Origin of the sequence: Citrobacter telavivensis, from assembly GCF_041807075.1 — a bacterium.
GTDB lineage: Bacteria > Pseudomonadota > Gammaproteobacteria > Enterobacterales > Enterobacteriaceae > Citrobacter_A > Citrobacter_A telavivensis.
This window is the reverse complement of record NZ_JBGUBF010000001.1, coordinates 37,054-61,168: the sequence shown is the minus strand read 5'-3', so window position 1 is coordinate 61,168 and position 24,115 is coordinate 37,054. Positions and strand designations below refer to the sequence as shown.

Sequence of the window (24,115 nt, the reverse complement as noted above, 5' to 3'; positions counted from 1 at the left end):
CCTCCTAGAGCGTAAACACGCGCTCTTTGTACTGGCGCATCAGTGAATCGTTGTATTCTTTGCCGCCCGGCAGATTGATGCTGCGCATCACCGGCGGTGCAATGCCCTGCTCCAGCAGTATTTCGATGCAGCGGATCACCACGTTATTAATGATGAAGGCCGCAGATAGCGATGACACCGGACCAGTCATAATATTGTCGTTATTCATGCTCAGCGTGCAGTCACCCGCCGGGCAGGCGTTATCGAGCACAACATCGGCAAAGTCACGAATGCTTTCGCGGGTTGACGGCGATTCACCGTTGTTGCTGGTGATAACCACCAGCTTCAGTCCCTGCTCTTTCACCTTGCGCGCCAGTTCAACGTGCAGCGGCTTGGTGCCGGAGTTGGAGATAATCACAAAGCAGTCTGACTCACGCAGATCCAGTAACCCGGAGAAAACATCGCCAATCCCCTTAAGCGAATCGAACCAGCCGGTTGGGCCATAGAACTGGTCGATAGCTTTGGTGTTAACCAGACCGCCAGCGCGACCGGCAAGTTCGACTGCAGCGGCAAACGAGTGGCCGGAGCCAAAACCGTGAATAATGCCATTGGCTTTGACGCACCCAGCAAATAACGCCGCGGCCTCCTCAATAGCGGTACTCTGGGTCTGAAATACCTGGTCCAGAGTCGCTAACACGTGCTGATAATACTGCTGCTGATGTGGCGACATTCCTTATCCCTTATCAGCTTTTAAAAACTCGGTGATACTGGTATTCGACTCTTCCGGCGTCATCTGCGCCGTAACCGCCACACCTTTTGCCAACAGGGTATTGATGGCGGCAATCTCAACATCATTGACGCTGACCGAGCGCTTAATCTGTCGGCGATCGTCTTTGTTCGACATATTACCGATGTTGAGTTGGGTGACCGCGATGCCACAGTTCACCAGCTTTAGCGCCAGCTCTGGTGTTTTCAGCAATACCAGCACACGCTGGCCGTCATAGTTACCGGCGAGGATATTTGCGCTGGCTTTCTCAAAAGAAAGAATGGAGGTGTTACAGCCTTCCGGCGCGGCGCTACGAAGCAGCATTTTCTCAACGTCATTCGCGGCCACGGCATCGTCGATCACCATAATGCGGTTGGCGTTGAAATGGCTTACCCAACGGGTAGCCACCTGGCCGTGAATCAGTCGGTCATCGACGCGGATGTGAACAATGCCTTTCATAATAACTTCCTTAAATCAATGTGTTACTTAACCGAGAATATTCAGGTTGTAGCCAACGATGCCTAACGCGATCAGCACAAAAATGACCCGCGTTGAGTTCATCTTTTTTAGCCCCAGCAGCCAGTAGGTGAATGCCACGACCAGTAGGGGGATAAGCCCCGGCATAATCTGGTTGGCAATATCCTGTAGCTTGAGCGACACCTCGCCATAGCTGAATTCGAAATTGAGATTTGCCTTCACTACCGCGGGAATCAACGCCCCGATGACCGTCAGCCCAAGAATATTAGCGGCGCGGGTAATTTTGTTGAGGCTGTTGGTCAGCGACCCCAGCAGGTTTACCCCTTCCTGATACCCTTTGCTGATGCTAAAGCGCATAAACAGCATGCGGACCAGAGAAAACAGCAGCCAGAGGATAAGTCCTACCGGATTGCCTTGCAGCGCGAGGTAAGAGGCCACAGAGCCAATGATCGTGGTCGGAATGACAAAGAACAGCGTGTCGCCGATGCCCGCCAGCGGCCCCATCAGGCCAGTTTTAATCCCGGCAACCGCATCTTTACCCGCGAGCCCGGTCTGTTCTTCCAGCGCGATATTCACCCCGAGGATCCCCGGCGCCATGGTGTTATTGGTATTAAAGAACTGGCTATGTACCCTGGCGGCCTCTTTCTGATCTTCAGGCTTTGTATACTTCTTCTCAAGGAACGGGTAGATGCTATACAGATAGCCCAGGCCCTGCATTTTTTCGTAGTTCCAGCCAGACTGACCGAACAAGAACCAGCGCCAGAACACGCGTTTTAAGACTTTATTCATCACCCATTGCTCCATTTGCAGGGGATTCGGTAGGTTGCGCAGCCTGCTTTTCTGAATTGAAGACATAGAGCGCAATCGCCAGACCCAGTAGCGCGGCACCCAATACCGGCACTTTCAGATAGGCCGCCAAAAAGAAGCCCAGAATCAGGAAAGAGATGTTCTTTTTAATCGGTAAATAACGCAGCAGGATGGCGATCCCCAGTGCAGGCAGTACTCCGCCAGCCACTTTCAGACCGTTCATAATGGATTCCGGGATCCAGGTCACCACGTCATTAACGAAGGTGGCCCCGAGGATCAGCGCCAGCAGCACCGGCAACATACGAGACAGCGAAATCGGCACCTGGCCCAGCAGGTTCATTCTTGCCGCCGCCTTCACCTGCCCTGCCTCAATCAGCGCATCTGCCTTATGGTGAATAAAGGTGTTGGTGAAGCGGGCGAGAATATCCAACTGCACCATTAAGAGGCCAATTGGCACCGCGATGGTGGCACCAAACGCCGCCCCCTGGCCGCTAATGATGGCGAAAGTGGTACCCAGCACCGCGCCGGTCATGTAGTCCGGGATGGATGCGCCGCCGAAGTTACCGACGCCCAGTACCAGCAGATTCAGGGTGCCGCCGACGATAAGACCTGTGGTCATATCGCCCATAATGAGCCCGGCAAAAAAACCGGCCATGCTTGGTTTGACTAACCCTAGCGTGGTGTTATTGCCATCGTAAATCGCCAGCCCTGAATAGAGCGTCAGTAACGCTATCTGCCAGACTGCAATATGCTCCATTTTTTACTCGTCTCCATCGTCTGTTGGCGCGGTAAGCGCCGCTTGCTGTAAATGGTAAATACCATCACGCGCCGTGGTTATTATTTCATTCAGCGAGGCTGAATTATGTTGTTCATCGATGGTCATTGCTATTTCAAGAATTAAATTTAAATTCATTCCTGACAATAGCGTAACGTTATCCCAGAGGTCGTTAAGGACAATAATTTCCATCGCCGAATTATACGGTGAGCCACTTTTTAAATCAGAGAGAATAATAATTTTTGAGTCTATTGCGTTGAGCGAGGCTATTTTATCGAAAAGTTCCTGTTTAAATATCGTTATCCCTTTCTCACCCTCTAACTCAACAACATGGAGGTTAGGCTGCACTCCGAGAATCAATTCAGTGGCTTGTCTGGCACCGCTGGCGAATCTCCCATGAGAGATTAATAATAGTTGATTCATCCTGCTCCCTTATCTGGCGTTCTTATTTCAATATAAAATGACTCGAGTCGTTTCCAGGTTTCAATATATTCAATGACCAGACCTTGCTCATCAAAGGTAAAGCGCTTCATCAAGATAACGGGCTGATGAGTTCCAAGCTTAAGAGCCTCCAGCACCTCTGGCGCGGCCACACTCGGAGCGCAGATCGTCTGTCGATAGGGCATCGTATACATATCAAGACCATTGTTAACCTTAAAGGCCTCATAGATAGAACTGAGTGCCGAATTTTTCACTGTCAACTTACTGGAAAAATAGCGGGCCGGAATATGGGAAATTTGCAACGCATAAGGTATGTTACTGTCAAATTTCAACCGGGCAATACGGTAATATCTTTCTTCCTGGCCCAATCCGAGTTTTTCTTTAATGCTTGGGTCATCTTCCAGAACACAGTCAATGACTTTCACCGACTGTATCCCTTTTAAATCATTATCTGATTCTGAGAAAATAATCGTCTCATTGCGCTTGGCTTTTGAAACAAAAGTTCCTTTACCCTGGTAGCGAATTAAATAACCTTCATTGACCATTTCGTGAATAGCACGAATTACAGTGGCAGAACTGACAGAGTAGCGTTCTTTTAATTCTGATTCGCTATAGAATTTCTCGCCAGGTTTAAAAACGCCATTCCTGATTTCATCTAACAATGCCGACTTTATCACCTGATATTTCGCTGACTGTACTGTTGCTTTCATCGTTTGGCCAGTTTCTGTTGTCATTAATTTTATTTCGTAGGCTTACGATACCTGCACCTGATTACGCGATCAACTGCTCAAAGCAACTTAACCGGTTAACCTGTTAAGTTGTGTTCAGGATTGTGATGGACTTCGCAATTCAGCGCTGCGTTTCAAAACACAGCGCCTTGTACCTTCCCTGAGAATCGTCTCAACCTGTGGCACGCATCTATAAAACAGCGCGTTATTTTAACCAGGCCCATGCTCCATTTTTATGCTGTCAGGCAGTACGATAAGTCCAGCAAATGGCCCCGTTTGGGTTGTGTGAACTCACCACTCCTTTATCCGCCACGGTTACTGGACCAAAAACGTAACAGGGATAAGCATGAAAAAGTTAATCTGTATGGCGTTATTGCTGCTCTGTGACACCTGTTTTGCACAAAATACGGATGAAAGCCGTCAATGATGCAGTAAAATATGCACCTGGCCATGCACTGTGGTGAAAAAGCGAGCCTGGAGAAAATGGACAACTAAACCTGCAACTTGATGCAGTATCGTGGACGAAGCTCTATCCGGGGATTTTGGCAGAGGAGTAAGTTGATCTTTGTTGAGGAAACTTACTTACATCAGCAGTTACATGGGAACATTCTCTTGGTGTGACAATAGGTAAACCAGAGATTAACTGCTTGATTTGATGGTGCGATAATAGGAGCAAAATACAACAAATTAACATATTGATTTTAAATGCTTTTTTATTTTTAATATTTTTTAAATACCCCCAAATGTACCCCCATTTTTTTTTTCTGTAAGTTCGATTTGCTCGTTTTTCGGTCATGTTTTTAAGGATATACTCAGACTCAATCTAGGGATAGCTCCTAAACTTCGGTCTAATTATGACAAGGAAAGCCCACGAATGAAAAACAAAATATTTGTATTCACTCTGCTAGCAAGTCTCCAAGCGATAGCATCCGAACCTTCTTTAATTGTATGTGAGCCTTTGGATGCCAATGACCGCTCAGCAACAGGTATTTGGCCCTCTCCATATCTTTCTAAAGATAAACTTTGCTTCAATCTTCGTGTAGATGCCGGAAATAAATGCGTAGGTAATGGGCAGAGCACCAACTGGTTCACAGAGGCAGTGATAGTCGATATCAATGGGATACCCCAAGGACGTGACGACACATGGTTTCGAGTAGTTCGACCGACAATTAATGATAAGAAAATTGAATACAAAATTGAAGGTTCTAGGGATAAAAAAACTTGGGGGCTAGTGTCGAATGTAACGATCAATCGACTTACTGGGCAGGGGATAGACTGGTTGATAGGAGAGCATGGAGGAATATCTTACAAATGCCATACTGAAGGACGGAAAATTTAAATAATGTTTATTGTTATTCAACTTGTAAAAAAGCATTACACAATAGATTGATAATTAGGAGGATACCAATGTCTTATGCCTTAATTGACAATGCATCTCTAACCGCAGTTGAAAGAACCCTTGGTGATATTACTATTAATAACACAGATACTATTAACGGTGATTTGGTTGCATTTGAAAACACAATTCAAGCTATTCTTTTTTACGATAATCTAATATGCATAGATAATTATAAAGATGACTTTCGCGAAGCGCGAAAAGAAAAGTTCGACTTTATCAACTTCTTAACAGAAAGTGACTATGATTTAAGTAAGTTAGACATGATTGCTAAAACTGAAGCTCAACAAATCAAACCAGAAATAAAAGGTGGAGAGTTTGTTGATAATGACTTCGGGAAGCTAATAGACATGTTGAAGCTTAATATGGTATGTACTTGGGATCTTAGATCCAGTGCATATTATTTAACAATGAAAATGTTAGGACAACCTAACACTCCAGAATATGAAAAATATACTGACCTAAGCGCATCAATCTTTAGTGAACTATCCGATGTTCATGAAACAAAAGGCTATTGGTCATCTGATGCCAAGCTAGTTAGCTCATCAGGCTATGTTTTTACCGAAGATGAATTTATAAAAGAAAGAGAAAAACCATCCCGTGGCAAAGGTGGAATGACACCTGCATTAGAAAATTTCATAGCAGCATTAAACTGGATGGCTTATAAAACAATTTATTATAGCATTGTGGCTAAACATTTCCATGCAGACTCATTCATCCATCCTATTAGACATGCTTATCAATTGCATTGGATGAATAAGACGGGTGCTTTTGGTCATGACTATACTGCTAGGATAATAAAATCACTATCTGAAAAAATCAATGTCACTAGGTCTGAGATTGTTGATCATGGACGAACATCTACTGTCTCTTTAGATTTACCTATATTTTCAGCATGGCTATCAAATGAAACCGGAAATATCAAAGATGTTATAAAAACGGCGTTGGAAATAAAGAGCAATGACCATTTCAAAACATGCCGAGAAATAATTCGCACAATAGATGTTGCGTACAATGAATCTGGTCTATCTGCAGGTAATAAAAAGGTAACAAGCTTAATGAGGGATCTTGATAAGATCACTGGTGACATTAAACGATTTTATGGCGTTCCATCAAATCAGGGTATTCAAGGTAGTTTTCTGATAAAAACTTTCAACAGCATCATTGGGTTAGCTGGAATTCCAAGCCTACCTGACAAAGAATTTGCTATAAGTACACCAGACTTCATAAAATCCAGACAGCATAAAGCTTTTTCTACAGTATTCAAAGATATAACTAATGAATTAACTTGTATAGAACGATTAGGCGGATTTAGAGATAGATTGACCTCTGAGTTTAGTATAAGCAAGGGGCAAGTTTATTCTGGAGCAAAAACCGAGAACCCTCGATTCCGTTATTATACTAGTGATTGGAAGCAACCAATGTAAGAATCACCACATACAGCTTCGAAATCAGAGGTAGTAAAAAGGCACCAATATATAGCACATATAATAAAAAGCAGAGTTCAATGGGTAAAAATTTTATGTTTAGAGTTCCTAAACTCTCCCCTAAAACTCAATATTACACACCAAGTAAAAGTAATCATTTGCAATGAAAAAACAATCATAAAGTCGCAACTTCGTATAATAAAAGAAGAGAGAAATATTTATATTCGTAGGGTCTCATGGCTAGATCTGCATCGTAAAATATATACCATTTTTAATGAACTTGGCCTTGGCATGAGAAAAAACACCGAGTTATTTGGTAATTTCTATATTTCCTGCAACCAAGATTACCCCCCATTCAGCGAAAACCCTTACATATATAAACTGAACTCTCTTAATCAGATACAAATAAATACAGGCAACCGTATTACTAATATCTTTCACGTCAATAGTGAAAATAAGAGTGAAATAATCCTAGAAAGATCCTCAACACTCTGGTTTTCTCAAGACATTACTGGTGCAGTAGCTGTTTTTATAGCCCCCTATTTATCACAAAGTCATAGTGTAAATGAAAAAGATATTTTAATAAAAAATTATAATGAACCAACGAAGATCACAGATAAGGAAATAAAAAAAATATTCAAAACATATCTTAGATATTGTGAAGCCACAATGTCACCCAGCGCAAAAAGAAAGAGATTATACTCATTCAGGTTATGGCTTCAATTGAAAGATATAAGAAATAGAAGAGCAATCAAAAAATTTTGTTTAAAAACCACATTCCAAGCAATGACCCTTTGCCTTGCTTTTTTAGGCATTTTAGCCACTCTTATCGCAGGGAGTATAATTAAAATCTGACAACGTAGTAATATCCAAAAAACCATCTATAATGATGTTCATTAACCACCACTGCCCCTTATATCTGGAAGTTAATCGGAAAAGGGGATTGGTCTAATATTGATTTTGGCTAACAGATTCTTATCAACATCTGTGTAAGGCATTTGGTTTAACCATATACTTATCGTCACCGTTTGAATCAACTGTCATTAAGGATGTTCTGAGTCACAACTTAGCGACCTTCCGTTCAGCCAAGTACATAAAACAAATTCTGTTGAGGATACTGTTAGACAGGATAGGGAAAACTGAAGACGCGCCATCAATTGGATGGTTTCAACTTAGGGATAGAAAAATGAAAGTGCGAGCTCATCGTAACATCGTTACCACAGACGACAACATCATAGGAATTCTTTTCAAAGAATACGACACTGACTTGATCCCATGCCCTGGCATGTTCGTTCAGGACACAATGTGGCATGACCTTCTGGTCATAGATCAGGTCATCTGCAACTTCGCACAGAATCAGTATGAGGTTGTATTCGATGATTTGATGCTTGAAGAACTTCCGGGGAAAAATCATCGTGAAATCCTCCAAATGCATGGATGGGAAGTCACACCGTAAAGCTAGAAGAAAATCCTAAAGTGTAAAGTGGATGTGATTTCCCTGGCCACTTTACACTTATGACCTTTTTACCAGTGCGGACCTTAACAAAACTTAACATGCCGACTTTACACTTTTGACCTTTTGCGCATTTTGACCTTATCCTTTCTGTACATCTTGAACAGCTAAAAAACCTATGAAGCCATGAATGGCGGTGCTTTCGCAGGGGTTTACACTTTCCAGTTTTTTGCGCAAATACCTTAGGAAATCTTAGGAAGTGCGCAGTTTTTATATGGGGTTTTCTGACATTACTCGTAGCTTAGAACGGCGAAAACCCAGTAAACACAAAGCCTGCGGACTGGTTTACACTTTCCACCATTTGCGCGAAAAACCCTGGCATTTCTAAGCATCAAAGGCTGACACTTTTGCGCAAAATAGCTGGTCATTCAAAGGCAAAAATTAGCTGAGAACCGCTTAAACACTGGGTCCGAGTGATTTGCAGGTCGGTTTACACTTTCCATTTTTGCGCAAAAAAACCTTAGCATTTCTTAGCATGCCAGCTTGACACTTTTCTGGTGGGGAGCGCTGCAGACCTTAATATTTCTATATATTTTTGGCTCGTCTTTTGCCTGGAGGCCGCGATAGCAAGAGTGGGAGAGTAGGTTTACACTTTGGATGGGCGTTTTGATTGAGGCGGCTCAGAGTTAAAGCCTTTCCCCCTGGGCAATGGCTTGCAGCGTACATTTTAACACTGATTTTAATCCTCACCCATGTATTCGTGGAAGCGCTTTAAACGAGCTTCATCTGTTTCAGGAGGCGTGCACAATGCCTTAAGCCCCTTCACAGACCAACGGTCCCACTCCGGATCAATATGGTCTCCTTTCCCGCGTAATTTCATCCTCAGGCAATCGGCCAGGATAAAATCTTGTATGAAGGCTAAAGCATTGCCCAACTGGTGGAATCCATGGAAATAGTGCTCGCAATCGTCGGGTTCGTGATAAAGCCTGACAACCTCTTCTCCGTCTTCATCGCATAGGTACTCAATATCATATGAAATTAGCTGGGTGGCGGCTTCCAGCAGCTGTTTCGCTTCTTCCTGGCTTTGCGCCGCAGGGAATTTATCCTGATTGGTATGAATCCATTCAATTACCTGTGAAGCAGACAGGACCAGATATTCCTTGCCCTCAGTCCTCTCAGAATGTTCGTTTCCGTACTGCATTTGTTCAGTAGCTTCAACGTCAATCTTGCTACCGGACATCACTACTTCACCCTTGGCTACCCAGTCATAGACAGTCTGGCGGCTCACACCACAGTGACGGGCATAAGCTGCTTTAGTTAACAACATATACACTCCATAAAAGTTAGCCTACCCCCACTACATTATTAGTTGCTTAAAGATGCGTTTTACTGCTCTTTATTAATAAATTCATCTGGAAGTGATAAATGGAGTCTGTAGCGCACGGGGTTCTTTTCCACTGGGTTTTCATTAAAAACTATTTCATATTTTGGGAATCTTGGAAAGACCAACGACACACATGACAAAAATACCTCTTCAAAAAATGTAATCAGGAACCAAAGTATTTCATTTGCTTCTTCATGAACACACTTAAATCCCTGTTCTTTCACCCCCCATTTGGGAGGATTTATTTCATTTCCATTTTCAAAACTAAAATTATTGACTATCAACGGCGCATCAGTTGTAGCGGCGTGTTCCTGTGCATTCCTAAGGTTATATATATGTACGCACATCGGCAAGTGTTCTTTTAGAACATTGATTAGCATTGTCGCATCCTGATGATTTGTCTTTACATCCTGTAACAACCTATCAATTCGCCCATGCTTGCTCTTTAATGGTAAGAAAAAATTCACCATCACAGAAACTTCCTGAATGCATCGTTTGGCTGAAATTAAAAAATCCGTTGCATATCCATCTAGACCTTTTAGCTGAGGGAAGTATGCATGAGCCTTACCATTCATGACATTTTCATTTTCAATAAACTTTTTGATTTCAGCATTCGAATTATCTATCAAAGACTGCAGAGAGAGCAAGTAATTCAACAAAACATTTTTTATATCTCTCGCCTTACTAATAATTTGAATGCGATTACTATCCTCATTGGAGTAAAGTTGCCTTAAAAACTCGTTAACCATAATTACAGTATTAGCAACTAAGGGATTAGATGCTCCAAAGTCAGAAATTTTAGTATACACCCAGGGTACGTTTTGATGTTCTCTCTTAGGATCAATACTATCTGGAGTCATGAGTTTATATGTGGATTGTTCTGTGTAAACCTCCATAAACTCACCAAAATCTATCATGGTGATGATTTCACCTTTCTCTCCTTCAGGTAAACCAAACGAACCAGCTTCATCACGTGAATTCATATCTCTCCCGTTAGACACAATATATTTATATCAACATCAGTAAAGCCCCAATTCATGAGGCTTTTGCATGATTAGTTACAGAGAGCTCTTTTTCGCTCCCTCAATCTCAGCCTGACAAACATCATCATTTGTAAATGTATACTGTAGGTAAACATATCCCTGTGCAGAACTGTTCGCTCTGGCTTCGATAGAAATAGCGCCAATATTATTTTTTAGCGGCGTTTCTTTTGTGCCTTTCCAGGTGGCGGATAGGAAGCGCTCTTTTTTATTTAGCCCCATCATCCAGTCCTGAGGCTCTTTCCAGATTGAACCAGCCAGTAAAAGGTCTGTGGTCTCGGCCTTTCCATAAAGTGAGCTTAACGAGCTACTTAAATCTTCAAACCGGGATTTCAAGGCAAGCCCATAGCTATCGGTATCAATGTTTTTACCGACAGCCCTAATTTGACATAAGCCAGCTTTAGGCGAGATCAACAAACCATACATTTCAAAATCCGCGTTTTGCTTTGGTAGTTTATCGGAAGTATAGAGATTCACGCTGTCCGGTAGTGGTTTTAGCTTTGCCCCGATCATATCTTCGATATTTTTCTGTGTCAGACCAGCCTCAAGACCGAACGGGCCTTCAGCGGGTGGCAACAGAGGGGGTTGTTCTTGTGTAGTTTTAGCCTTTGCTTCCTTCTTGTCACTGGCGGTTGCTGCACTGTCCTGAATTGGTGCCAGCTTAACTTCAGCGAGACCATACTTAGCGGTTAGATATTTTTGCTGCAGCATAGCCATGCTTTGTTCTTCAGTGGCAACGGCTGATAGTTTGAGTACCTGTATCAAACCGCCAGTGTACTGGCTGGCATCTGCTTTAGCTTCGTTGATTTTTGCAGTCAGATTATCGATCTCTGTTTTAATGGAGGCCGCAAGTTCAGGGTCTGGCTTGGTACCAGAGACTACTACATCAATTTTGGCACCGGACTCAATAGCATTTATACGCTGTTCCAAAAGAGCCCTATTCGTTCCCAAAACTTCCAGTCTTGCGGTGGTTAAATTCTTGATGAGCCCACCAGAAAATTGTTGATCAACTTCTTTCGCTGCTGAGATTTCGCCCTCAGTCTGTGATAGCTCAGTCTTAAGAGCCGCAACTTCCTGTTTTTGTTCCGGGGTTAACTCTTGTGGCCCACACCCGGTTAACATCGTTATACCCACTAATGTTGCAATCAAAGTTTTCTTCATATCCCTATCCCAGTTGAAAGTATTCGGATTAATCCTATCAGGAAGTTAGACGTATTAGAATTTGTCAGTCTTGGTCATATTCAATGGCTGATGAATGTCTTCCGACTGTTCCTGCTTGATACGCCTCACCAGCCCGTCCGCATCCACGCCACCAGCGGTTCTGTTGTAATGATTGGTCTGGTTGATGGCCCCCCCCTGAATGGTTGCTGGTGGATGAAACAACAGGAGCGCCATAGCCACTGAGGTACTGCATGGGGTTGTAATTCATCCCGCCATTTATGGCCCGTGACATGTCACTTTCCGGAAGTTAATTGCCGCCGTTCTCGTGATCGATAATCCCTTAAATAAGATGTGTACCTAAGCTACCGATCAGAAGAAGAACGGAAAAAACACCACAACACTAAGCAGGAAAGTTTCGTGCTAACCTCATAGCCTTGAAGGGCAGGAATTTAAGTCGATTGGCATTGTTGAAGTGCCGACTTATCTGTCAGGTGTTCATGACTGATATAGCGAAGGCGTCAAATGGAATTTTTGAAACTCTATGGCAAAGAGATATTTTCAGTAGTAGTGGCGTTACTCACGTGGACCTTAAATACTTACTTCAAGGCTCGCGTCAGGCTTGCATACGGCGAGTTGCACAACTTTACTTTTCTCGTTCCTGAACCTTTAAGGAATCCAGAAGGTGAAGTTATTCGCCACCAGCAACTTGTACACACACGTTCGGTCACGTTGTTAAATGAAGGTCGAGAAGTCGCAACAAAAATTGAGGTGATTTTCAACTATCAACCGAGATATCTGAATATATGGCCGGTTAGGAAGTTTACAGAATTCAAAGAGGCTGATGGAAGATACATCATTGAATTTGAAAGCCTTGCTCCAAAGGACTCTGTAATGTTCGAAGCTCTTTCTATCAACGGAGATTTGCCTGACATCCTTGCTATAAGATCCAAGGAATCGATAGCCCGTGAAATTAACCTCGTTCACTATCGCGATTTCAGTCCTTTGGTGAAGCGAACATTGGCTTTTTTGCTTTTGCTTGGCTTTACCTCAGCGGTCTATTTGACACTTCTGCTCCTGCAGTGGTTGTTGATTACCGCTGGATAAAAATCATTATAGAGATACAAAAAGTGGTTGCCTCAGTTGCCTCATTGCCTCATTGCCTCAGAAATTACAACCATATGTATTTTAGGGATTTAATTTCAAAATGTGAGGCAACTCAGGGGTGATTTGAGGCAACTCGCGCTGAAATCCGGTTGCCTCAGTTTGTAAGTTGCCTCAAAACACGCAGTATTTGCCTCAAACAAGGTAGTAATTGCCTCAGAGTTGCCTCAATAATCTTTGTAAAAAACCATATATATTAATTAGATAGAAAATCTAACTAGCTATGAGGCAACTGAGGCAACTAAAAGTCACATCGTTACTGCGTTTTTTCTTCTGTCAGTTCAGGGGCAAACAGCAAAACATAAGTCCATGGCTGAGCATTATTCAGATGCTTTAACCGCGGCGTTTTAACCTGCCAGCCTTTGCCGTGCCCTGGCTTTTTCAGCATCCCCGACTCACTGAGAATTCTCGCGACCGTATCCTTATTGAAGCCCTTGGCCACCTCATTTTTAAAAGGTGTCGGCAGGACATAAAACAGTACCGGTTCATTAAAATCTACCCCCTTGTCTCTGTATCCGTAGAGCTCATGAATCGGCAGATCGCGCGGATCATAATCGAGCGGAGCGAAACGACTCATGCCATAGGCGTTAAGAAAGGCCTCACACTGTTCAATGACCTGCTGATGCTCCTTATTTCCGGTACCGAACTCACGTACCCAGGCATTAAAGCTGTGCTGTATCGCGTCACGGCTGGTCTGCGTATCCCATCCGGTTATCACTTCCCCCAGCACCAGCGCCGCCTCAAGGATCGCAAACCGCGCCCCTACACGGTGAACCTGTTCCCCATAGTCGGCAGGAATAAGACCGCGCCAGCGTGCCTCTGCCGCCCTCACAGCGTCTTTCGCTTCCTGCTGGTGGTCAGCCAACCATTTAACCCATTCACGCCCTGCTGCGCCGTGCTGGTGCTGCCAGGCATCCTTTAGAGCATCGGCGTGCTGCTTCCCGTTCTGGTATTCCTGAAAGTGAATGGCCTTACTGAGCGGGATATTCAGAAGGCGCACCAGTTGCCCCGCTTTGGCTTTACGCCCCGCCCCGGCGATAAAGGTTTCTAAATCCACCTCACCCGTACTGATTGCCACCGTGCGCCAGCGCTTCAGTTCACGGTTACCGCCCTCTTTCGCCCCCTGTAGCTTGCCCGTGCCGTTAAACAGCGCATAGGCCGATTTATAGACCTCTACCGGGTCTGCCCCCTGTCCAATCTCATCCAGTGGCATCAGCGCGTCATTGTGTGCGGCGGCTTCGTTTGCCAGCCCCAGCGCCGTGCCGTACCACGTCAGGCGTAGCTGGTCAGGATTGCCATACAAACTGGTGGCAACATTGGCGGTAGTGGTTTTACCCGCGCTGGATTGTTCGTAGAAGTGGAGGCCGAACCCGTCAGCCTCCACCAGCCCGATAAGTGGTGCTGCAAGTGCGGCGGCTATCCCCGTCATCATGGAGTAGTTACCTGCTGCCAGCCGCCCGATGCTTTCTCGCCAGTCCTGAGCCGTGCCTTTAACCGTATACCCCGCTGCCGCAGAGCTTTTCCCGTTGAACAAAACCGGGGAAGCAGGTGTCCCGATGATTTCGCCATCCGGCATGATGTATGCACCGCACTGCCAGCCTGTCGAATGTGTGACCTGCCAGACCTCACTGTTTCCTGAGCATTGCAGCCAGTCAGCCAGAATTGCGCGTAATCCTGTTTTAGTGGTCACATTCACCCCGCCAGCCTTAAGCTGTCGCCAGCCTTCGCGTTCTCCGATATCAGCAAGGGGAATGGCTTGTGTGGTTTCCCTTGATGCACCGTGTGCCAGCCAGCGCAGAATCAGGAAGCGCTCGTTCCCATCCGAGCCAATTCCCACTACATCCACCAGACCACACAGCCACTGACCCGGACGGGTCACCTCCCCGGACTGTTTATCAATTTTCGGCGTTACCCAGTACAGACCATCCGCGCGGGCTTCTACGCGAGGGGCCAGCTCATCAGCAGGTAAGTGTTTCCCGCCAGCCTTGCGGTACTCACCCACCAGCGTTTCGCCGTTTTCGGCCTCCTTTCGCAGCCTGGTTAAGTAATCGTGCCAATCTTCCGGCTGCTGGTCGGGAATACCCTTGTATAATTTCGCATCCTGTACCCCGGACAGCGCCAGTTTTTCAGCAATGGCATTAATCAGAACCGGTTCAATCGCTCCAGCCACATAAACGCGAGCCGCACGTCTACCGTGGTCAATAATGCGCAGATTCGCCAGCCCTGCCAGTTGTTTTGAACCAAGGTAAATCGGTGGCGTGGAGTCTTCAGCAATTTGCTTACCCATCCCCTCTTCCCAGCCTTTAGCGTGGGAATAAGCATCGCTCCCCGCAAAAATGACCGCCTCAATAAATTTATCTTTCGGTAAATGTTTTAAATTCGGCGCGTTTTTCATTTTTGCTTTCCCCGTTCCTGGATAATTTCCCACATAACCCGGATACGCTCAGAGCCGGTCACATTCATAATTCGGTCAAAATCACTGCTGTCTGCTGGTGGCGCTTTGGTAACAAGCACAAATTCACGGCGCAATCTGTCCGGGGAACAGATACAGGGAGAGTCATACCCATCCCGATAATAAATCACCCGGTTATGTGCACACTCTGAAACAGTAATCACAGAGCCGTGGCTGTCTTTCCAGATATCTCCCGGCCTGATTTCGGGCTGAGTTTTGCCCCCGGAAATTAATCCGGTTTTATTTTTCATCATGGTATTACTCGCTTACGTCAGCAGGGGGAATAACGGTAAAACCAGCCAGACGCGCGGTTTCAATAAATCCCTCAAGGGTTGCCAGGTGCTCGTTTTGACGGACCACCTGTTCACGGATGATTTCGCCATTCTCGAAGGTCACCAGCACACGACCGCTGAATTTCTCAGCCTGGACATATTTAGTTGCAAGCATGACGACCTCCTGTGGTCACTTTTGCCACCAGATCAGCTTTTGCATCGAATACGGCGTGATTAACCCCTGCGATGTGCATCGCTTCACGCTCCAGCATTAAAGCAATGGAATATTTTTCGGCGGGAGTGCTCTTTTTCAGCAGTATTTTCAGGAGGCTTACATAGTAATCGTGCGGCAGGTTAGTCATGATCGCACCCACCCTGCTGGCAAGCGGATAACGATGTAAAAGCAATTCTTGATTCGGTATCATGTACAGAAGCCATGATGTTACCTCAGATAACGTTGTGGTTAGAGGCCCGTAGGTGTTGGTAGCACCTGCGGGCTTCGCTTTCATTAGGTGTATGTCACCTTGGGCATTAAAAATAACCTTAAGTGAAATACACCTCAAGTTTTTTTTGCTAATTTTCTTGCGTATACTGAAATACACCTGCTTAAAGGAGTTCCAGTAATGGCAACAGGTGCGAAGAATGCAAAGTCGCAAATGACGACGGTTCGAATCCCCCATGAAGTCATGGAGGAAATCGAACATCTTAAAGAAACTGGCGAAAGTACCGCTGGGTTTCTTGTGGCTGCGGCTAAAGGCGAAATTAAGCGCAGACAGCGCCGTAAGAAAGCAGATACGTCAGAAGATTGATCCGCTTGGTACCCAAGGGCGAGGCCACGAACCTCGCCCTTTTTATTTGGCTGGTGGGCCTCATCCTCCATAGAGAACATGACCACTCTTTGCCCTTGATACTCCACCAACGGCATACGGCTATTTTGTAGAGTGATGGAATTACGCATCGCTCGCCCCCTCCAGAAAATCAGGCTGATACTTGCGCCACAGCTCGGCCTCTTCGCTTTCAAGCGCCTGTTTTACCTCTTTGCAACGCTGCAATTTGTACCCGCGTTTACTGGCCTCCTGCTGATATGCCGCCATACGCATACTGAAATCGTTCAGGAACGCGAAGGGCACACCATAAGAGCCCGTTTTACGGATGGAAGGTATTACCTCACGAAATACCCAATTGCTGAAACGGTGGGCGAAGGTATTTGGAGTACTTGCCTTGCGGCTGCGGGCTATCAGCTTGTAAAAGCCTGACTCAGAAACGATGTTCATCATCTGATTACCACCAGGGGTGTAAATTAAACTTACCCCCTTTTCATCAGCATCGAGCATCTGCAACGACATACGCGAATTGGTCAATTCCAGTGCGGCACACACGTCAACCGCTACAAACCACGGTTCACCGCCGTTCTTCGCAATACGGACTTTTACGTCCTCAAATTTGATGATTGAAATATCGTCTTTGCTTTTTGCAGAGTGAGTGAAGCCCTGCCCAAAATGGGCATTACTTTTATTCATGGCTTTTGCCTATATCGAAAGTTTTAGTGAGCTGCCGTAACAACGTTATATTGATGATTCACGAGCGCAACAGCACGCAACAAATCCACACACACCCGATTTGTCATGATGCCCCTTTACGCGATGCTTCTATGCGCTGGTTTATCCATTCATCAACTTCACTTTCAATAAAGGCAATTGCACGAGAGCCTATTTTGATGGATGTAGGGAAACGTTTATCTGCCATGAGACGGTAGATCCAGGCTTTACTATAGCCGGTACGGCGTTGAACTTCAGATAAGCGAATAAGTGATTGAGACATATTTACCTCGTGGCGTCTAGTACGGTTTACGAGATAAAGAATGACATGAATTTCAGGGGATTTTTCATACCCTCAGGCTTGAGGGTGAAGTGACAAAAATTACCCTAAGGGTTAGGGCTTCATACGAACAATAAACAAGCATTTCACTATTAGGGTAAGGCCATATTTACCCTCAGGATGAAGCCTAACCCTAAGATTTTACCATAGGGCTATGTCTGTCTTCCCCTGATGATAGGACATGCAACAAGTTCAATAGATTCAGCCTGACGACTAGTGAAGCCTCTTTGCTCTAACTCTTGTTTGATTGCAGCCTGATTACCCCTAGTCATACGGTCATTATCTGGATCATATGAAGCCCATTCGCGATTTCGAATTTCAATAGCAAGTAGTAGCGGATCATCTGCCCGATATAGACCAAGAGATTTAGGTCTTTCACTTGTAAGTTTTTCTATGTGTTTCTCGAGACTAGCGATTTTACTTTTTAGATGATTAATATCTTCTTGAGAAGGATTTTCATTTACATTCCCTGTAGGGTTAGCAATGATGTCCTCTAAAGGGATTTCTAGATTTACACCAATTTTATCTGCAAATGATTTCAAGTCTGAACGGCGAAAGCCATAATTATCAAATTTTTCAGCTGACCAATGATCGCCATTATTTATTCCCCAACCTGCCATTATCTGTGCTCCTCAAAATTAGAATGGAATATCATCATCAAAATCCATTGGTGGCTCCAAGGGCGTTTGAAGTGATGGCAGTGGATATTCTAATCGTGGTGGCGAAACTTCAGGCATTTTCCCTTCAGTTCTGACAACCTGAAGTAGTGATTCCAAAGACGTATCAGTTTCCTCATAAGATTCATCATCAACGTAAGTGGTTTCAATAGAGCCAGCAATACCCTTTTGGACCCACTCACCAAGTTCTCGATTGCTGTTTTCAAAATAAATATATTCAGCAATATCATTAAGGCTCACATGTGGTTGGTGTAAATGGATACGGGTAATTAGTTCTCTCAAACTGATGAACTCGTTTTTACGAGCTTGCAATGCTTCGGCTATATCAATCATGCGCCACCTCGCGCCCTCTATGCTGTGGTGACTGTGCCAGCCCGTAGAGGTGAACGGGTTTTCGGGGATCAACCTAGACACAGCCTAATCTTTGTTCGTCTACTAAAGTCTACTGCCGAACAAAAGCACTGTCTATGTATCCACCCATAAAGGGAAAAGATTTCCCCTAACGTTGTAAGCTTTTTATTTTATTTTTTGCAAATACTCGGCATACCATTGGAGCATTTCTCTACGCCCATCAAGGTACTGAGCATGGTTGTAAGTGCCTCGAATAGCGTTCTTATCAATGTGCGCCAGCTGCGTTTCTATCCATGCTGTGTTGAAACCTTGTTCGTGCAGGATCGTACTCATGGTATGGCGAAAACCATGACCAGTAACTTTGCCCTGATAACCAATGCGCTTGAATACTTGATTGATACTGGCTTCACTCATTGTCTTACGGGGATCATTACGTCCAGGGAAGACCAAAGGATAGCAGCCAGTCAGTTCATGGGTACGAGAGAGCACTGTGATAGCTTGTTTTGACAATGGAACAATATGCGGACGGCGCATTTTCATTCGTTCTGCAGGTATTTCCCAAGTACCCCCGTCGAGATCGAATTCTTCCCATCTGGCTGCACGAAGCTCACCAGTTCTAACTCCTGTCAGTATTAACAAATGCGCGGCTAGTACCACCAGCTCACTACCTGAATACTGAGATAGAGCTTCGAAGAAAGTTGGCAGTTCTGCAGCAGTTAAAAAGGGGTGGTGCTTGGACTGGTGGCCTTGCATAGCAATGCTCAGGTCAGGGGCGGGGTTATACTCAGCACGCCCCGTAACTATGGCATAGCGAAAAACTTCACCGCAGCGTTGGCGCACTTTTTTGGCTTTCTCTGTTGCTCCCCTGGCCTCCATCCTCCTCAAAACCTGCAAGAGTTCCAGAGGTTTAATTTCTGAAATAGCTCTTTCGCCAATAAAAGGAAAAATATCTTTATTGAAAGCTTCGAGGATGTCAGAGGCATATCCAGCAGACCATTTCTTAAGCCTACTTTCATGCCATTCCAGAGCTATTTCTTTAAATGTGTTTTTTACAGCCAGAGCCCGAGTGATTTTTTCTTCTCGCTTAGATACCCCCGGATCGATACCCCCAGCGATCCCCCTTTTAGCTTCATCTCGTTTTAATCGAGCATCAGCAAGGGTAACTGCAGGGTAAACTCCTAAAGCCAGGAGCTTCTCTTTGCCATCAACACGGTATTTTAAGCGCCAGTAGCGAGCACCATTGGGGTTAACAAGCAGATAAAGCCCACCGCCATCAGCCATCTTGTACGGCTTGTCCTTGGGCTTAGCGGTCTCTACCTGTCGAGCGTTTAGCTTCATTGGGGGTATCTCCTTTAGACCGAACAGCATATACCCCCGGATATACCCCCAAAATGATGTAGATTAAGGGGTACTTCGCTAGACCTCAAAATAATGAGGAAGGGCTTAAACCTAGAGTATAAAGGGTTCTTGAGGACTTGAGTAGACGTTGAGAGATGCTTGAATGGTGCCGATAATAGGAGTCGAACCTACGACCTTCGCATTACGAATGCGCTGCTCTACCAACTGAGCTATATCGGCCCTGATGAGGACATGCCCACGAGTGTGAACACGGGGTAGAAGGTTAAAACTAACCGAGTGATGCGTCAATAGCCTTGCGAATCAAGTGGCTGATTTTGCATCACCCGGCGTTAATTAGGCACGAATCGTGTCGTCGCCAAAGCCGATCCACTTGTAGGTGGTCAGCGCTTCCAGTCCCATTGGACCACGGGCATGTAATTTTTGCGTGCTGACGGCGACTTCCGCCCCGAGACCGAACTGACCACCGTCAGTGAAGCGCGTGGAGGCATTCACGTACACCGCAGACGAATCCACTTCATTCACAAAACGGTTCGCGTTGTGCATGGTGCGCGTCAGGATGGCGTCGGAGTGCTGGGTGCCGTGCGCGCGAATATGCGCGATGGCGTCATCCAGGTCAGCGACAATTTTGACGTTCAAATCCAGCGACAAGAACTCGTCGTCAAATTCTTCCGCTTTAACCGCCACCACGTTTGCTGGCCCCGCGCTCAACGTGGCAAACGAGCGCTCATCCGCATGTAGCGTCACGCCGCTCTCAGCCATCTGCTGACTCAGTGCGGGCAGGAAACGCGCAGCGATGTCCTGATGTACCAACAGCGTCTCTACCGTGTTACAGGTACTCGGACGTTGCGTTTTCGCATTGACGATAATCTTCAACGCCGGAGCAATCTCTGCGCTATCGTCGACAACGATGTGGCAAACGCCAATCCCGCCGGTAATCACCGGAATGGTCGACTGCTCGCGGCACAACTTATGCAGACCCGCACCACCACGAGGAATCAGCATGTCGATGTATTTATCCATGCGCAGCATCTCATTCACCAGCGCACGGTCGGGGCTTTCAATTGCCTGAACCGCCGCTTCCGGCAAACCGCAGGAGGTTAACGCCTGCTGGATCACGCGTACGGTGGCCGCATTGGTGCGGTATGTCTCTTTACCACCGCGCAGAATTGCCGCATTACCCGTTTTCAGGCACAGGGAGGCGACATCAACAGTGACATTCGGTCTCGCTTCATAAATGACGCCAATCACGCCCAGCGGCACGCGGCGACGCTCCAGACGCAGCCCGCTGTCCAGCAGTCCCCCGTCAATCACCTGACCGACCGGATCCGCCAGATTACAGACCTGACGGACATCATCAGCAATTGCTTTCAGCCGCGCAGGCGTTAGCGCCAGGCGATCGAGCATCGCCTCACTCAGACCGTTCGCGCGCGCTTCGGTTACGTCCTGCGCATTCGCGTTCAGGATAGTTTCCGTTTGTGCTTCAAGCTCATCAGCTATTTTTTCCAGTACGCGATTTTTTTCGCGGCTGGAGAGCAGCGCCAGTTTGTACGACGCCGCTTTGGCAGCAATGCCCATTTTTTCCAGCATTTATCTGCTCCTTAACGGGTAATCATGTCATCGCGATGGACGGCAACAGGGCCATATTCATAACCCAGAATCGCGTCGATCTGTTGGGAGTGGTGTCCGGCAATTCGGCGCAGCGCGTCGCTGTTGTAGCGGCTCACGCCGTGGGCGATGTCGCGCCCTTCCTGGTTACAGATACGGATCACTTCACCACGTGAGAAGTTGCCTGTCACGCTTTTAATGCCTTTTGGCAACAGGGAGCTGCCGCGTTCCAGAATAGCCGCCGTCGCCCCTTCGTCCACGGTGATTTCACCGGCAGGCGGCGCGCCGAAGATCCAGCGCTTGCGGTTCTCCAGCGGAGAAGCCTGCGCGTGGAAGCGGGTCCCGACAGAGATGCCTTCCATCACGTCACCAATCACGCCCGGCTTGCTGCCAGCGGCAATGATGGTGTCGATACCGGCGCGACAGGCGACGTCAGCGGCTTGCAGCTTGGTACCCATACCGCCCGTTCCCAGCCCCGACACGCTGTCGCCGGCAATAGCGCGCAGCGCGTCATCAATCCCGTAGACATCTTTAATCAGCTCAGCCTGCGGATCGGTACGCGGATCGGCGGTGAACAGCCCCTGTTGGTCGGTTAACAGCAGCAGTTTGTCTGCGCCGGCGAGGATCGCCGCCAGCGCGGAGAGATTGTCGTTATCCCCCACTTTAATTTCCGCCGTGGCAACCGCATCGTTCTCATTGATTACCGGAACAATATTGTTATCCAGCAGCGCACGCAGAGTGTCGCGCGCATTCAAAAAGCGTTCCCGGTCTTCCATATCCGCCCGCGTCAGCAGCATCTGCCCGACGTGAATGCCGTAAATCGAAAACAGCTGTTCCCACAGTTGAATCAGTCGGCTCTGCCCAACCGCAGCCAGCAGTTGCTTGGTGGCAATGGTCGCAGGCAGTTCCGGGTATCCCAGGTGTTCACGCCCGGCAGCGATAGCGCCCGACGTGACGATAACAATACGATGTCCTGCGGCATGCAGCTGCGCGCACTGACGAACAAGTTCTACGATGTGGGCACGGTTAAGGCGGCGCGATCCGCCCGTTAGTACACTGGTGCCGAGTTTTACCACCAGCGTCTGGCTGTCACTCATGATTCTCTGCCGTTCAAAATAGGGAAAATGATAGTAAACGAACGTTTTAGCAGGACTGGCCCCGGTTGCCAACAAGCAGCGCACAAAGCATGGAATTTTGTTGTGCTGGATCAGCAAGCGTAGCGGTAGTTTTTGACGTTTGTATTACCGAAACAGAAAAACATCCTTTTTTAAAATTATTCTTACTTTGTCATAAAAACTTCACCCCAGAGCGATAAAAACCCTCCTGTCTTTCAACAGGGATCACACCCAGTAAATATTAGCGCGTACTTTAAATCAGGACTGAAAATGAAAAAGAGCACTCTGGCATTAGTGGTGATGGGTATTGTGGCATCGGCATCCGTGCAGGCAGCGGAAGTGTTTAACAAAGACGGTAATAAACTGGATGTGTATGGCAAAGTCAAAGCGATGCACTATTTCAGCGATAATGATGACAAAGACGGCGACCAGACTTATGTCCGCTTTGGTTTTAAAGGCGAAACGCAGATTAACGATCAACTGACCGGCTACGGTCGCTGGGAAGCGGAATTTGCGGGCAACAAAACCGAGAGCGAAACCGGTCAGAAAACGCGTCTGGCGTTTGCCGGGGTTAAACTGAAAGATATCGGTTCTTTTGATTATGGTCGTAACCTGGGCGCGCTGTATGACGTTGCCGCCTGGACCGATATGTTCCCGGAATTTGGTGGTGACGGCCTGGCGCAGACCGATAACTTTATGACCAAACGCGCCAGTGGCCTGGCGACATACCGTAACACCGACTTCTTCGGCATGATCGACGGTCTGAACATGACCCTGCAATATCAGGGTAAAAACGAAAACCGTGACGTGAAGAAACAGAACGGTGACGGGTTCGGGACCTCATTGAGCTATGACTTCGGCGGCAGTGATTTCGCTGTCATTGGTGCCTACGCCAACTCTGACCGTACTAATGAGCAAAACCTGCAAACACGCGGCCATGGCCAGAATGCTGAAGGTTGGGCGACCGGTCTGAAATACGATGGCAACGACATCTATCTGGCAACCATCTATTCTGAAACCCGCAACATGGCGCCTATCTCCGGTGGTTTTGCCAACAAAGCGCAAAACTTCGAAGCCGTTGCCCAGTATCAGTTTGATTTTGGCCTGCGTCCGTCCATCGGTTATGTTCAATCGAAAGGCAAAGATATTGAAGGTGTCGGTGATGAAGATATCGTGAAATATATCGACGTCGGCGCGACCTATTATTTCAACAAAAATATGTCGGCGTTTGTTGATTATAAAATCAACCAGATTGATGACAACAACAAACTGGGCGTCAACAGCGATGACATCGTGGCGCTGGGTATGACGTATCAGTTCTGATTCCGTGAAGGTATCGGATGACGATGCTCTGGCGTCGTATCCGGTCTGAGGACGGAGAAAACAGAGAGGCCGGATGAATCATCCGGCC

General features: G+C 46.5%; 28 protein-coding genes and 1 tRNA gene. 7 read left to right on the top strand and 22 right to left on the bottom strand.

The window, feature by feature from the left end; translation table 11 throughout:
- Positions 1-4 precede the first annotated feature (4 nt).
- From ACERJC_RS00330 to ACERJC_RS00305, 6 genes are read right to left on the bottom strand one after another with little or no spacing between them, the layout of a single operon-like run.
- The gene (locus ACERJC_RS00330) at positions 5-709 is read right to left on the bottom strand and encodes a sugar isomerase domain-containing protein (RefSeq protein ID WP_152405748.1); all 705 of its coding nucleotides are present in this window, start codon (positions 707-709) and stop codon (positions 5-7) included.
- Between the two features lie 3 nt (positions 710-712).
- Positions 713-1,204 (bottom strand): PTS sugar transporter subunit IIB, encoded by a 492-nt coding sequence (locus ACERJC_RS00325; RefSeq protein WP_046475985.1) that lies wholly within the window; start codon positions 1,202-1,204, stop codon positions 713-715.
- Between the two features lie 27 nt (positions 1,205-1,231).
- Complete coding sequence (locus tag ACERJC_RS00320) at positions 1,232-2,011, bottom strand: PTS system mannose/fructose/sorbose family transporter subunit IID (protein WP_373670780.1); 780 nt, start codon at positions 2,009-2,011, stop codon at positions 1,232-1,234.
- On the bottom strand, positions 2,004-2,786 hold the full coding sequence (locus tag ACERJC_RS00315) for a PTS mannose/fructose/sorbose/N-acetylgalactosamine transporter subunit IIC (protein ID WP_152405750.1): 783 nt from the start codon (positions 2,784-2,786) through the stop codon (positions 2,004-2,006). Before ACERJC_RS00315 ends, ACERJC_RS00320 begins: the two co-directional genes overlap by 8 nt.
- A 3-nt stretch (positions 2,787-2,789) precedes the next feature.
- A complete protein-coding gene (locus tag ACERJC_RS00310) occupies positions 2,790-3,227 on the bottom strand; it encodes a PTS sugar transporter subunit IIA (RefSeq protein WP_373670779.1) in 438 nt (145 codons plus the stop codon).
- Complete coding sequence (locus tag ACERJC_RS00305) at positions 3,224-3,979, bottom strand: GntR family transcriptional regulator (protein ID WP_235922399.1); 756 nt, start codon at positions 3,977-3,979, stop codon at positions 3,224-3,226. The genes ACERJC_RS00310 and ACERJC_RS00305 overlap by 4 nt, the downstream gene beginning before the upstream one ends.
- 868 nt (positions 3,980-4,847) lie before the next feature.
- Here ACERJC_RS00305 and ACERJC_RS00300 point away from each other — a divergent pair.
- From ACERJC_RS00300 to ACERJC_RS00285, 4 genes are all read left to right on the top strand, one after another.
- On the top strand, positions 4,848-5,312 hold the full coding sequence (locus ACERJC_RS00300) for a hypothetical protein (RefSeq protein WP_373670778.1): 465 nt from the start codon (positions 4,848-4,850) through the stop codon (positions 5,310-5,312).
- A 68-nt stretch (positions 5,313-5,380) separates the two neighbouring features.
- Complete coding sequence (locus ACERJC_RS00295) at positions 5,381-6,796, top strand: hypothetical protein (protein WP_373670777.1); 1,416 nt, start codon at positions 5,381-5,383, stop codon at positions 6,794-6,796.
- 291 nt (positions 6,797-7,087) lie between these two features.
- A complete protein-coding gene (locus tag ACERJC_RS00290) occupies positions 7,088-7,651 on the top strand; it encodes a hypothetical protein (protein WP_373670776.1) in 564 nt (187 codons plus the stop codon).
- Between the two features lie 331 nt (positions 7,652-7,982).
- Positions 7,983-8,252, top strand: a complete 270-nt coding sequence (locus ACERJC_RS00285) for a hypothetical protein (RefSeq protein WP_373670775.1) — start codon at positions 7,983-7,985, stop codon at positions 8,250-8,252.
- A gap of 736 nt (positions 8,253-8,988) precedes the next feature.
- Here ACERJC_RS00285 and ACERJC_RS00280 read toward each other — a convergent pair.
- From ACERJC_RS00280 to ACERJC_RS00265, 4 genes are all read right to left on the bottom strand, one after another.
- A complete protein-coding gene (locus ACERJC_RS00280; protein ID WP_373670774.1) occupies positions 8,989-9,576 on the bottom strand; it encodes a helix-turn-helix transcriptional regulator in 588 nt (195 codons plus the stop codon).
- A gap of 59 nt (positions 9,577-9,635) precedes the next feature.
- Positions 9,636-10,616, bottom strand: coding sequence for a hypothetical protein (locus ACERJC_RS00275; protein ID WP_373670773.1), 981 nt, complete (start codon positions 10,614-10,616; stop codon positions 9,636-9,638).
- A gap of 75 nt (positions 10,617-10,691) precedes the next feature.
- On the bottom strand, positions 10,692-11,834 hold the full coding sequence (locus ACERJC_RS00270; RefSeq protein ID WP_373670772.1) for a hypothetical protein: 1,143 nt from the start codon (positions 11,832-11,834) through the stop codon (positions 10,692-10,694).
- A gap of 54 nt (positions 11,835-11,888) precedes the next feature.
- Positions 11,889-12,074, bottom strand: a complete 186-nt coding sequence (locus tag ACERJC_RS00265; protein ID WP_373670771.1) for a hypothetical protein — start codon at positions 12,072-12,074, stop codon at positions 11,889-11,891.
- 282 nt (positions 12,075-12,356) lie between these two features.
- Here ACERJC_RS00265 and ACERJC_RS00260 point away from each other — a divergent pair, with 282 nt between their 5' ends.
- Complete coding sequence (locus tag ACERJC_RS00260; RefSeq protein WP_373670770.1) at positions 12,357-12,938, top strand: hypothetical protein; 582 nt, start codon at positions 12,357-12,359, stop codon at positions 12,936-12,938.
- 313 nt (positions 12,939-13,251) lie between these two features.
- On the opposite strand, the gene ACERJC_RS00255 is transcribed toward ACERJC_RS00260, so the two are convergent.
- Genes ACERJC_RS00255 through ACERJC_RS00240 form a run of 4 tightly spaced genes read right to left on the bottom strand, consistent with a single transcriptional unit; the run spans position 13,252 to position 16,228 of the window.
- A complete protein-coding gene (locus ACERJC_RS00255) occupies positions 13,252-15,390 on the bottom strand; it encodes a DUF927 domain-containing protein (RefSeq protein WP_373670769.1) in 2,139 nt (712 codons plus the stop codon).
- Positions 15,387-15,701: a DUF4222 domain-containing protein gene (locus ACERJC_RS00250; RefSeq protein WP_373670768.1), complete on the bottom strand. Its 315-nt coding sequence runs from the start codon at positions 15,699-15,701 to the stop codon at positions 15,387-15,389. The genes ACERJC_RS00255 and ACERJC_RS00250 overlap by 4 nt, the downstream gene beginning before the upstream one ends.
- Before the next feature lie 4 nt (positions 15,702-15,705).
- Complete coding sequence (locus ACERJC_RS00245; RefSeq protein WP_373670767.1) at positions 15,706-15,894, bottom strand: hypothetical protein; 189 nt, start codon at positions 15,892-15,894, stop codon at positions 15,706-15,708.
- Positions 15,881-16,228 (bottom strand): hypothetical protein, encoded by a 348-nt coding sequence (locus tag ACERJC_RS00240; protein ID WP_373670766.1) that lies wholly within the window; start codon positions 16,226-16,228, stop codon positions 15,881-15,883. Before ACERJC_RS00240 ends, ACERJC_RS00245 begins: the two co-directional genes overlap by 14 nt.
- 114 nt (positions 16,229-16,342) lie before the next feature.
- On the opposite strand from ACERJC_RS00240, the gene ACERJC_RS00235 reads away from it, so the two are divergent.
- Positions 16,343-16,528 carry a YlcI/YnfO family protein gene (locus ACERJC_RS00235; RefSeq protein ID WP_373670765.1) on the top strand — a complete coding sequence of 62 codons (186 nt, stop codon included), beginning with the start codon at positions 16,343-16,345 and terminating at the stop codon, positions 16,526-16,528.
- A gap of 141 nt (positions 16,529-16,669) precedes the next feature.
- Here the strand turns inward: ACERJC_RS00235 and ACERJC_RS00230 are convergent, their stop codons facing one another.
- The 8 genes from ACERJC_RS00230 to proB form a co-directional block, all read right to left on the bottom strand.
- The gene (locus ACERJC_RS00230; RefSeq protein ID WP_373670764.1) at positions 16,670-17,239 is read right to left on the bottom strand and encodes a BRO-N domain-containing protein; all 570 of its coding nucleotides are present in this window, start codon (positions 17,237-17,239) and stop codon (positions 16,670-16,672) included.
- Positions 17,240-17,342: 103 nt separating this feature from the next.
- A complete protein-coding gene (locus ACERJC_RS00225; protein WP_373670763.1) occupies positions 17,343-17,540 on the bottom strand; it encodes a helix-turn-helix transcriptional regulator in 198 nt (65 codons plus the stop codon).
- Positions 17,541-17,749: 209 nt separating this feature from the next.
- Positions 17,750-18,217 (bottom strand): hypothetical protein, encoded by a 468-nt coding sequence (locus ACERJC_RS00220; protein WP_373670762.1) that lies wholly within the window; start codon positions 18,215-18,217, stop codon positions 17,750-17,752.
- Positions 18,218-18,235: 18 nt separating this feature from the next.
- Complete coding sequence (locus ACERJC_RS00215) at positions 18,236-18,607, bottom strand: hypothetical protein (protein WP_373670761.1); 372 nt, start codon at positions 18,605-18,607, stop codon at positions 18,236-18,238.
- A gap of 183 nt (positions 18,608-18,790) precedes the next feature.
- Positions 18,791-19,963, bottom strand: a complete 1,173-nt coding sequence (locus ACERJC_RS00210) for a tyrosine-type recombinase/integrase (RefSeq protein ID WP_373670760.1) — start codon at positions 19,961-19,963, stop codon at positions 18,791-18,793.
- 164 nt (positions 19,964-20,127) lie between these two features.
- Positions 20,128-20,203 (bottom strand) — tRNA-Thr (locus tag ACERJC_RS00205).
- Positions 20,204-20,317: 114 nt separating this feature from the next.
- Complete coding sequence (gene proA / locus ACERJC_RS00200) at positions 20,318-21,571, bottom strand: glutamate-5-semialdehyde dehydrogenase (protein ID WP_178826868.1); 1,254 nt, start codon at positions 21,569-21,571, stop codon at positions 20,318-20,320.
- An 11-nt stretch (positions 21,572-21,582) separates the two neighbouring features.
- Entirely contained in the window at positions 21,583-22,686 is a 1,104-nt protein-coding gene (proB, locus tag ACERJC_RS00195; protein WP_152405771.1) for a glutamate 5-kinase, read from the bottom strand.
- 288 nt (positions 22,687-22,974) lie between these two features.
- On the opposite strand from proB, the gene phoE reads away from it, so the two are divergent.
- Positions 22,975-24,027 carry a phosphoporin PhoE gene (phoE, locus tag ACERJC_RS00190; RefSeq protein ID WP_152405772.1) on the top strand — a complete coding sequence of 351 codons (1,053 nt, stop codon included), beginning with the start codon at positions 22,975-22,977 and terminating at the stop codon, positions 24,025-24,027.
- Positions 24,028-24,115 lie beyond the last annotated feature (88 nt).

Coding starts and splice junctions, on each gene's coding strand:
- ACERJC_RS00330 (WP_152405748.1), bottom strand. CDS start 709: ATGTCGCCACATCAGCAGCAGTATTATCAGCACGTGTTAGCGACTCTG.
- ACERJC_RS00325 (WP_046475985.1), bottom strand. CDS start 1,204: ATGAAAGGCATTGTTCACATCCGCGTCGATGACCGACTGATTCACGGC.
- ACERJC_RS00320 (WP_373670780.1), bottom strand. CDS start 2,011: ATGAATAAAGTCTTAAAACGCGTGTTCTGGCGCTGGTTCTTGTTCGGT.
- ACERJC_RS00315 (WP_152405750.1), bottom strand. CDS start 2,786: ATGGAGCATATTGCAGTCTGGCAGATAGCGTTACTGACGCTCTATTCA.
- ACERJC_RS00310 (WP_373670779.1), bottom strand. CDS start 3,227: ATGAATCAACTATTATTAATCTCTCATGGGAGATTCGCCAGCGGTGCC.
- ACERJC_RS00305 (WP_235922399.1), bottom strand. CDS start 3,979: ATGACAACAGAAACTGGCCAAACGATGAAAGCAACAGTACAGTCAGCG.
- ACERJC_RS00300 (WP_373670778.1), top strand. CDS start 4,848: ATGAAAAACAAAATATTTGTATTCACTCTGCTAGCAAGTCTCCAAGCG.
- ACERJC_RS00295 (WP_373670777.1), top strand. CDS start 5,381: ATGTCTTATGCCTTAATTGACAATGCATCTCTAACCGCAGTTGAAAGA.
- ACERJC_RS00290 (WP_373670776.1), top strand. CDS start 7,088: ATGAGAAAAAACACCGAGTTATTTGGTAATTTCTATATTTCCTGCAAC.
- ACERJC_RS00285 (WP_373670775.1), top strand. CDS start 7,983: ATGAAAGTGCGAGCTCATCGTAACATCGTTACCACAGACGACAACATC.
- ACERJC_RS00280 (WP_373670774.1), bottom strand. CDS start 9,576: ATGTTGTTAACTAAAGCAGCTTATGCCCGTCACTGTGGTGTGAGCCGC.
- ACERJC_RS00275 (WP_373670773.1), bottom strand. CDS start 10,616: ATGAATTCACGTGATGAAGCTGGTTCGTTTGGTTTACCTGAAGGAGAG.
- ACERJC_RS00270 (WP_373670772.1), bottom strand. CDS start 11,834: ATGAAGAAAACTTTGATTGCAACATTAGTGGGTATAACGATGTTAACC.
- ACERJC_RS00260 (WP_373670770.1), top strand. CDS start 12,357: ATGGAATTTTTGAAACTCTATGGCAAAGAGATATTTTCAGTAGTAGTG.
- ACERJC_RS00255 (WP_373670769.1), bottom strand. CDS start 15,390: ATGAAAAACGCGCCGAATTTAAAACATTTACCGAAAGATAAATTTATT.
- ACERJC_RS00250 (WP_373670768.1), bottom strand. CDS start 15,701: ATGATGAAAAATAAAACCGGATTAATTTCCGGGGGCAAAACTCAGCCC.
- ACERJC_RS00245 (WP_373670767.1), bottom strand. CDS start 15,894: ATGCTTGCAACTAAATATGTCCAGGCTGAGAAATTCAGCGGTCGTGTG.
- ACERJC_RS00240 (WP_373670766.1), bottom strand. CDS start 16,228: ATGAAAGCGAAGCCCGCAGGTGCTACCAACACCTACGGGCCTCTAACC.
- ACERJC_RS00235 (WP_373670765.1), top strand. CDS start 16,343: ATGGCAACAGGTGCGAAGAATGCAAAGTCGCAAATGACGACGGTTCGA.
- ACERJC_RS00230 (WP_373670764.1), bottom strand. CDS start 17,239: ATGAATAAAAGTAATGCCCATTTTGGGCAGGGCTTCACTCACTCTGCA.
- ACERJC_RS00225 (WP_373670763.1), bottom strand. CDS start 17,540: ATGTCTCAATCACTTATTCGCTTATCTGAAGTTCAACGCCGTACCGGC.
- ACERJC_RS00220 (WP_373670762.1), bottom strand. CDS start 18,217: ATGGCAGGTTGGGGAATAAATAATGGCGATCATTGGTCAGCTGAAAAA.
- ACERJC_RS00215 (WP_373670761.1), bottom strand. CDS start 18,607: ATGATTGATATAGCCGAAGCATTGCAAGCTCGTAAAAACGAGTTCATC.
- ACERJC_RS00210 (WP_373670760.1), bottom strand. CDS start 19,963: ATGAAGCTAAACGCTCGACAGGTAGAGACCGCTAAGCCCAAGGACAAG.
- proA (WP_178826868.1), bottom strand. CDS start 21,571: ATGCTGGAAAAAATGGGCATTGCTGCCAAAGCGGCGTCGTACAAACTG.
- proB (WP_152405771.1), bottom strand. CDS start 22,686: ATGAGTGACAGCCAGACGCTGGTGGTAAAACTCGGCACCAGTGTACTA.
- phoE (WP_152405772.1), top strand. CDS start 22,975: ATGAAAAAGAGCACTCTGGCATTAGTGGTGATGGGTATTGTGGCATCG.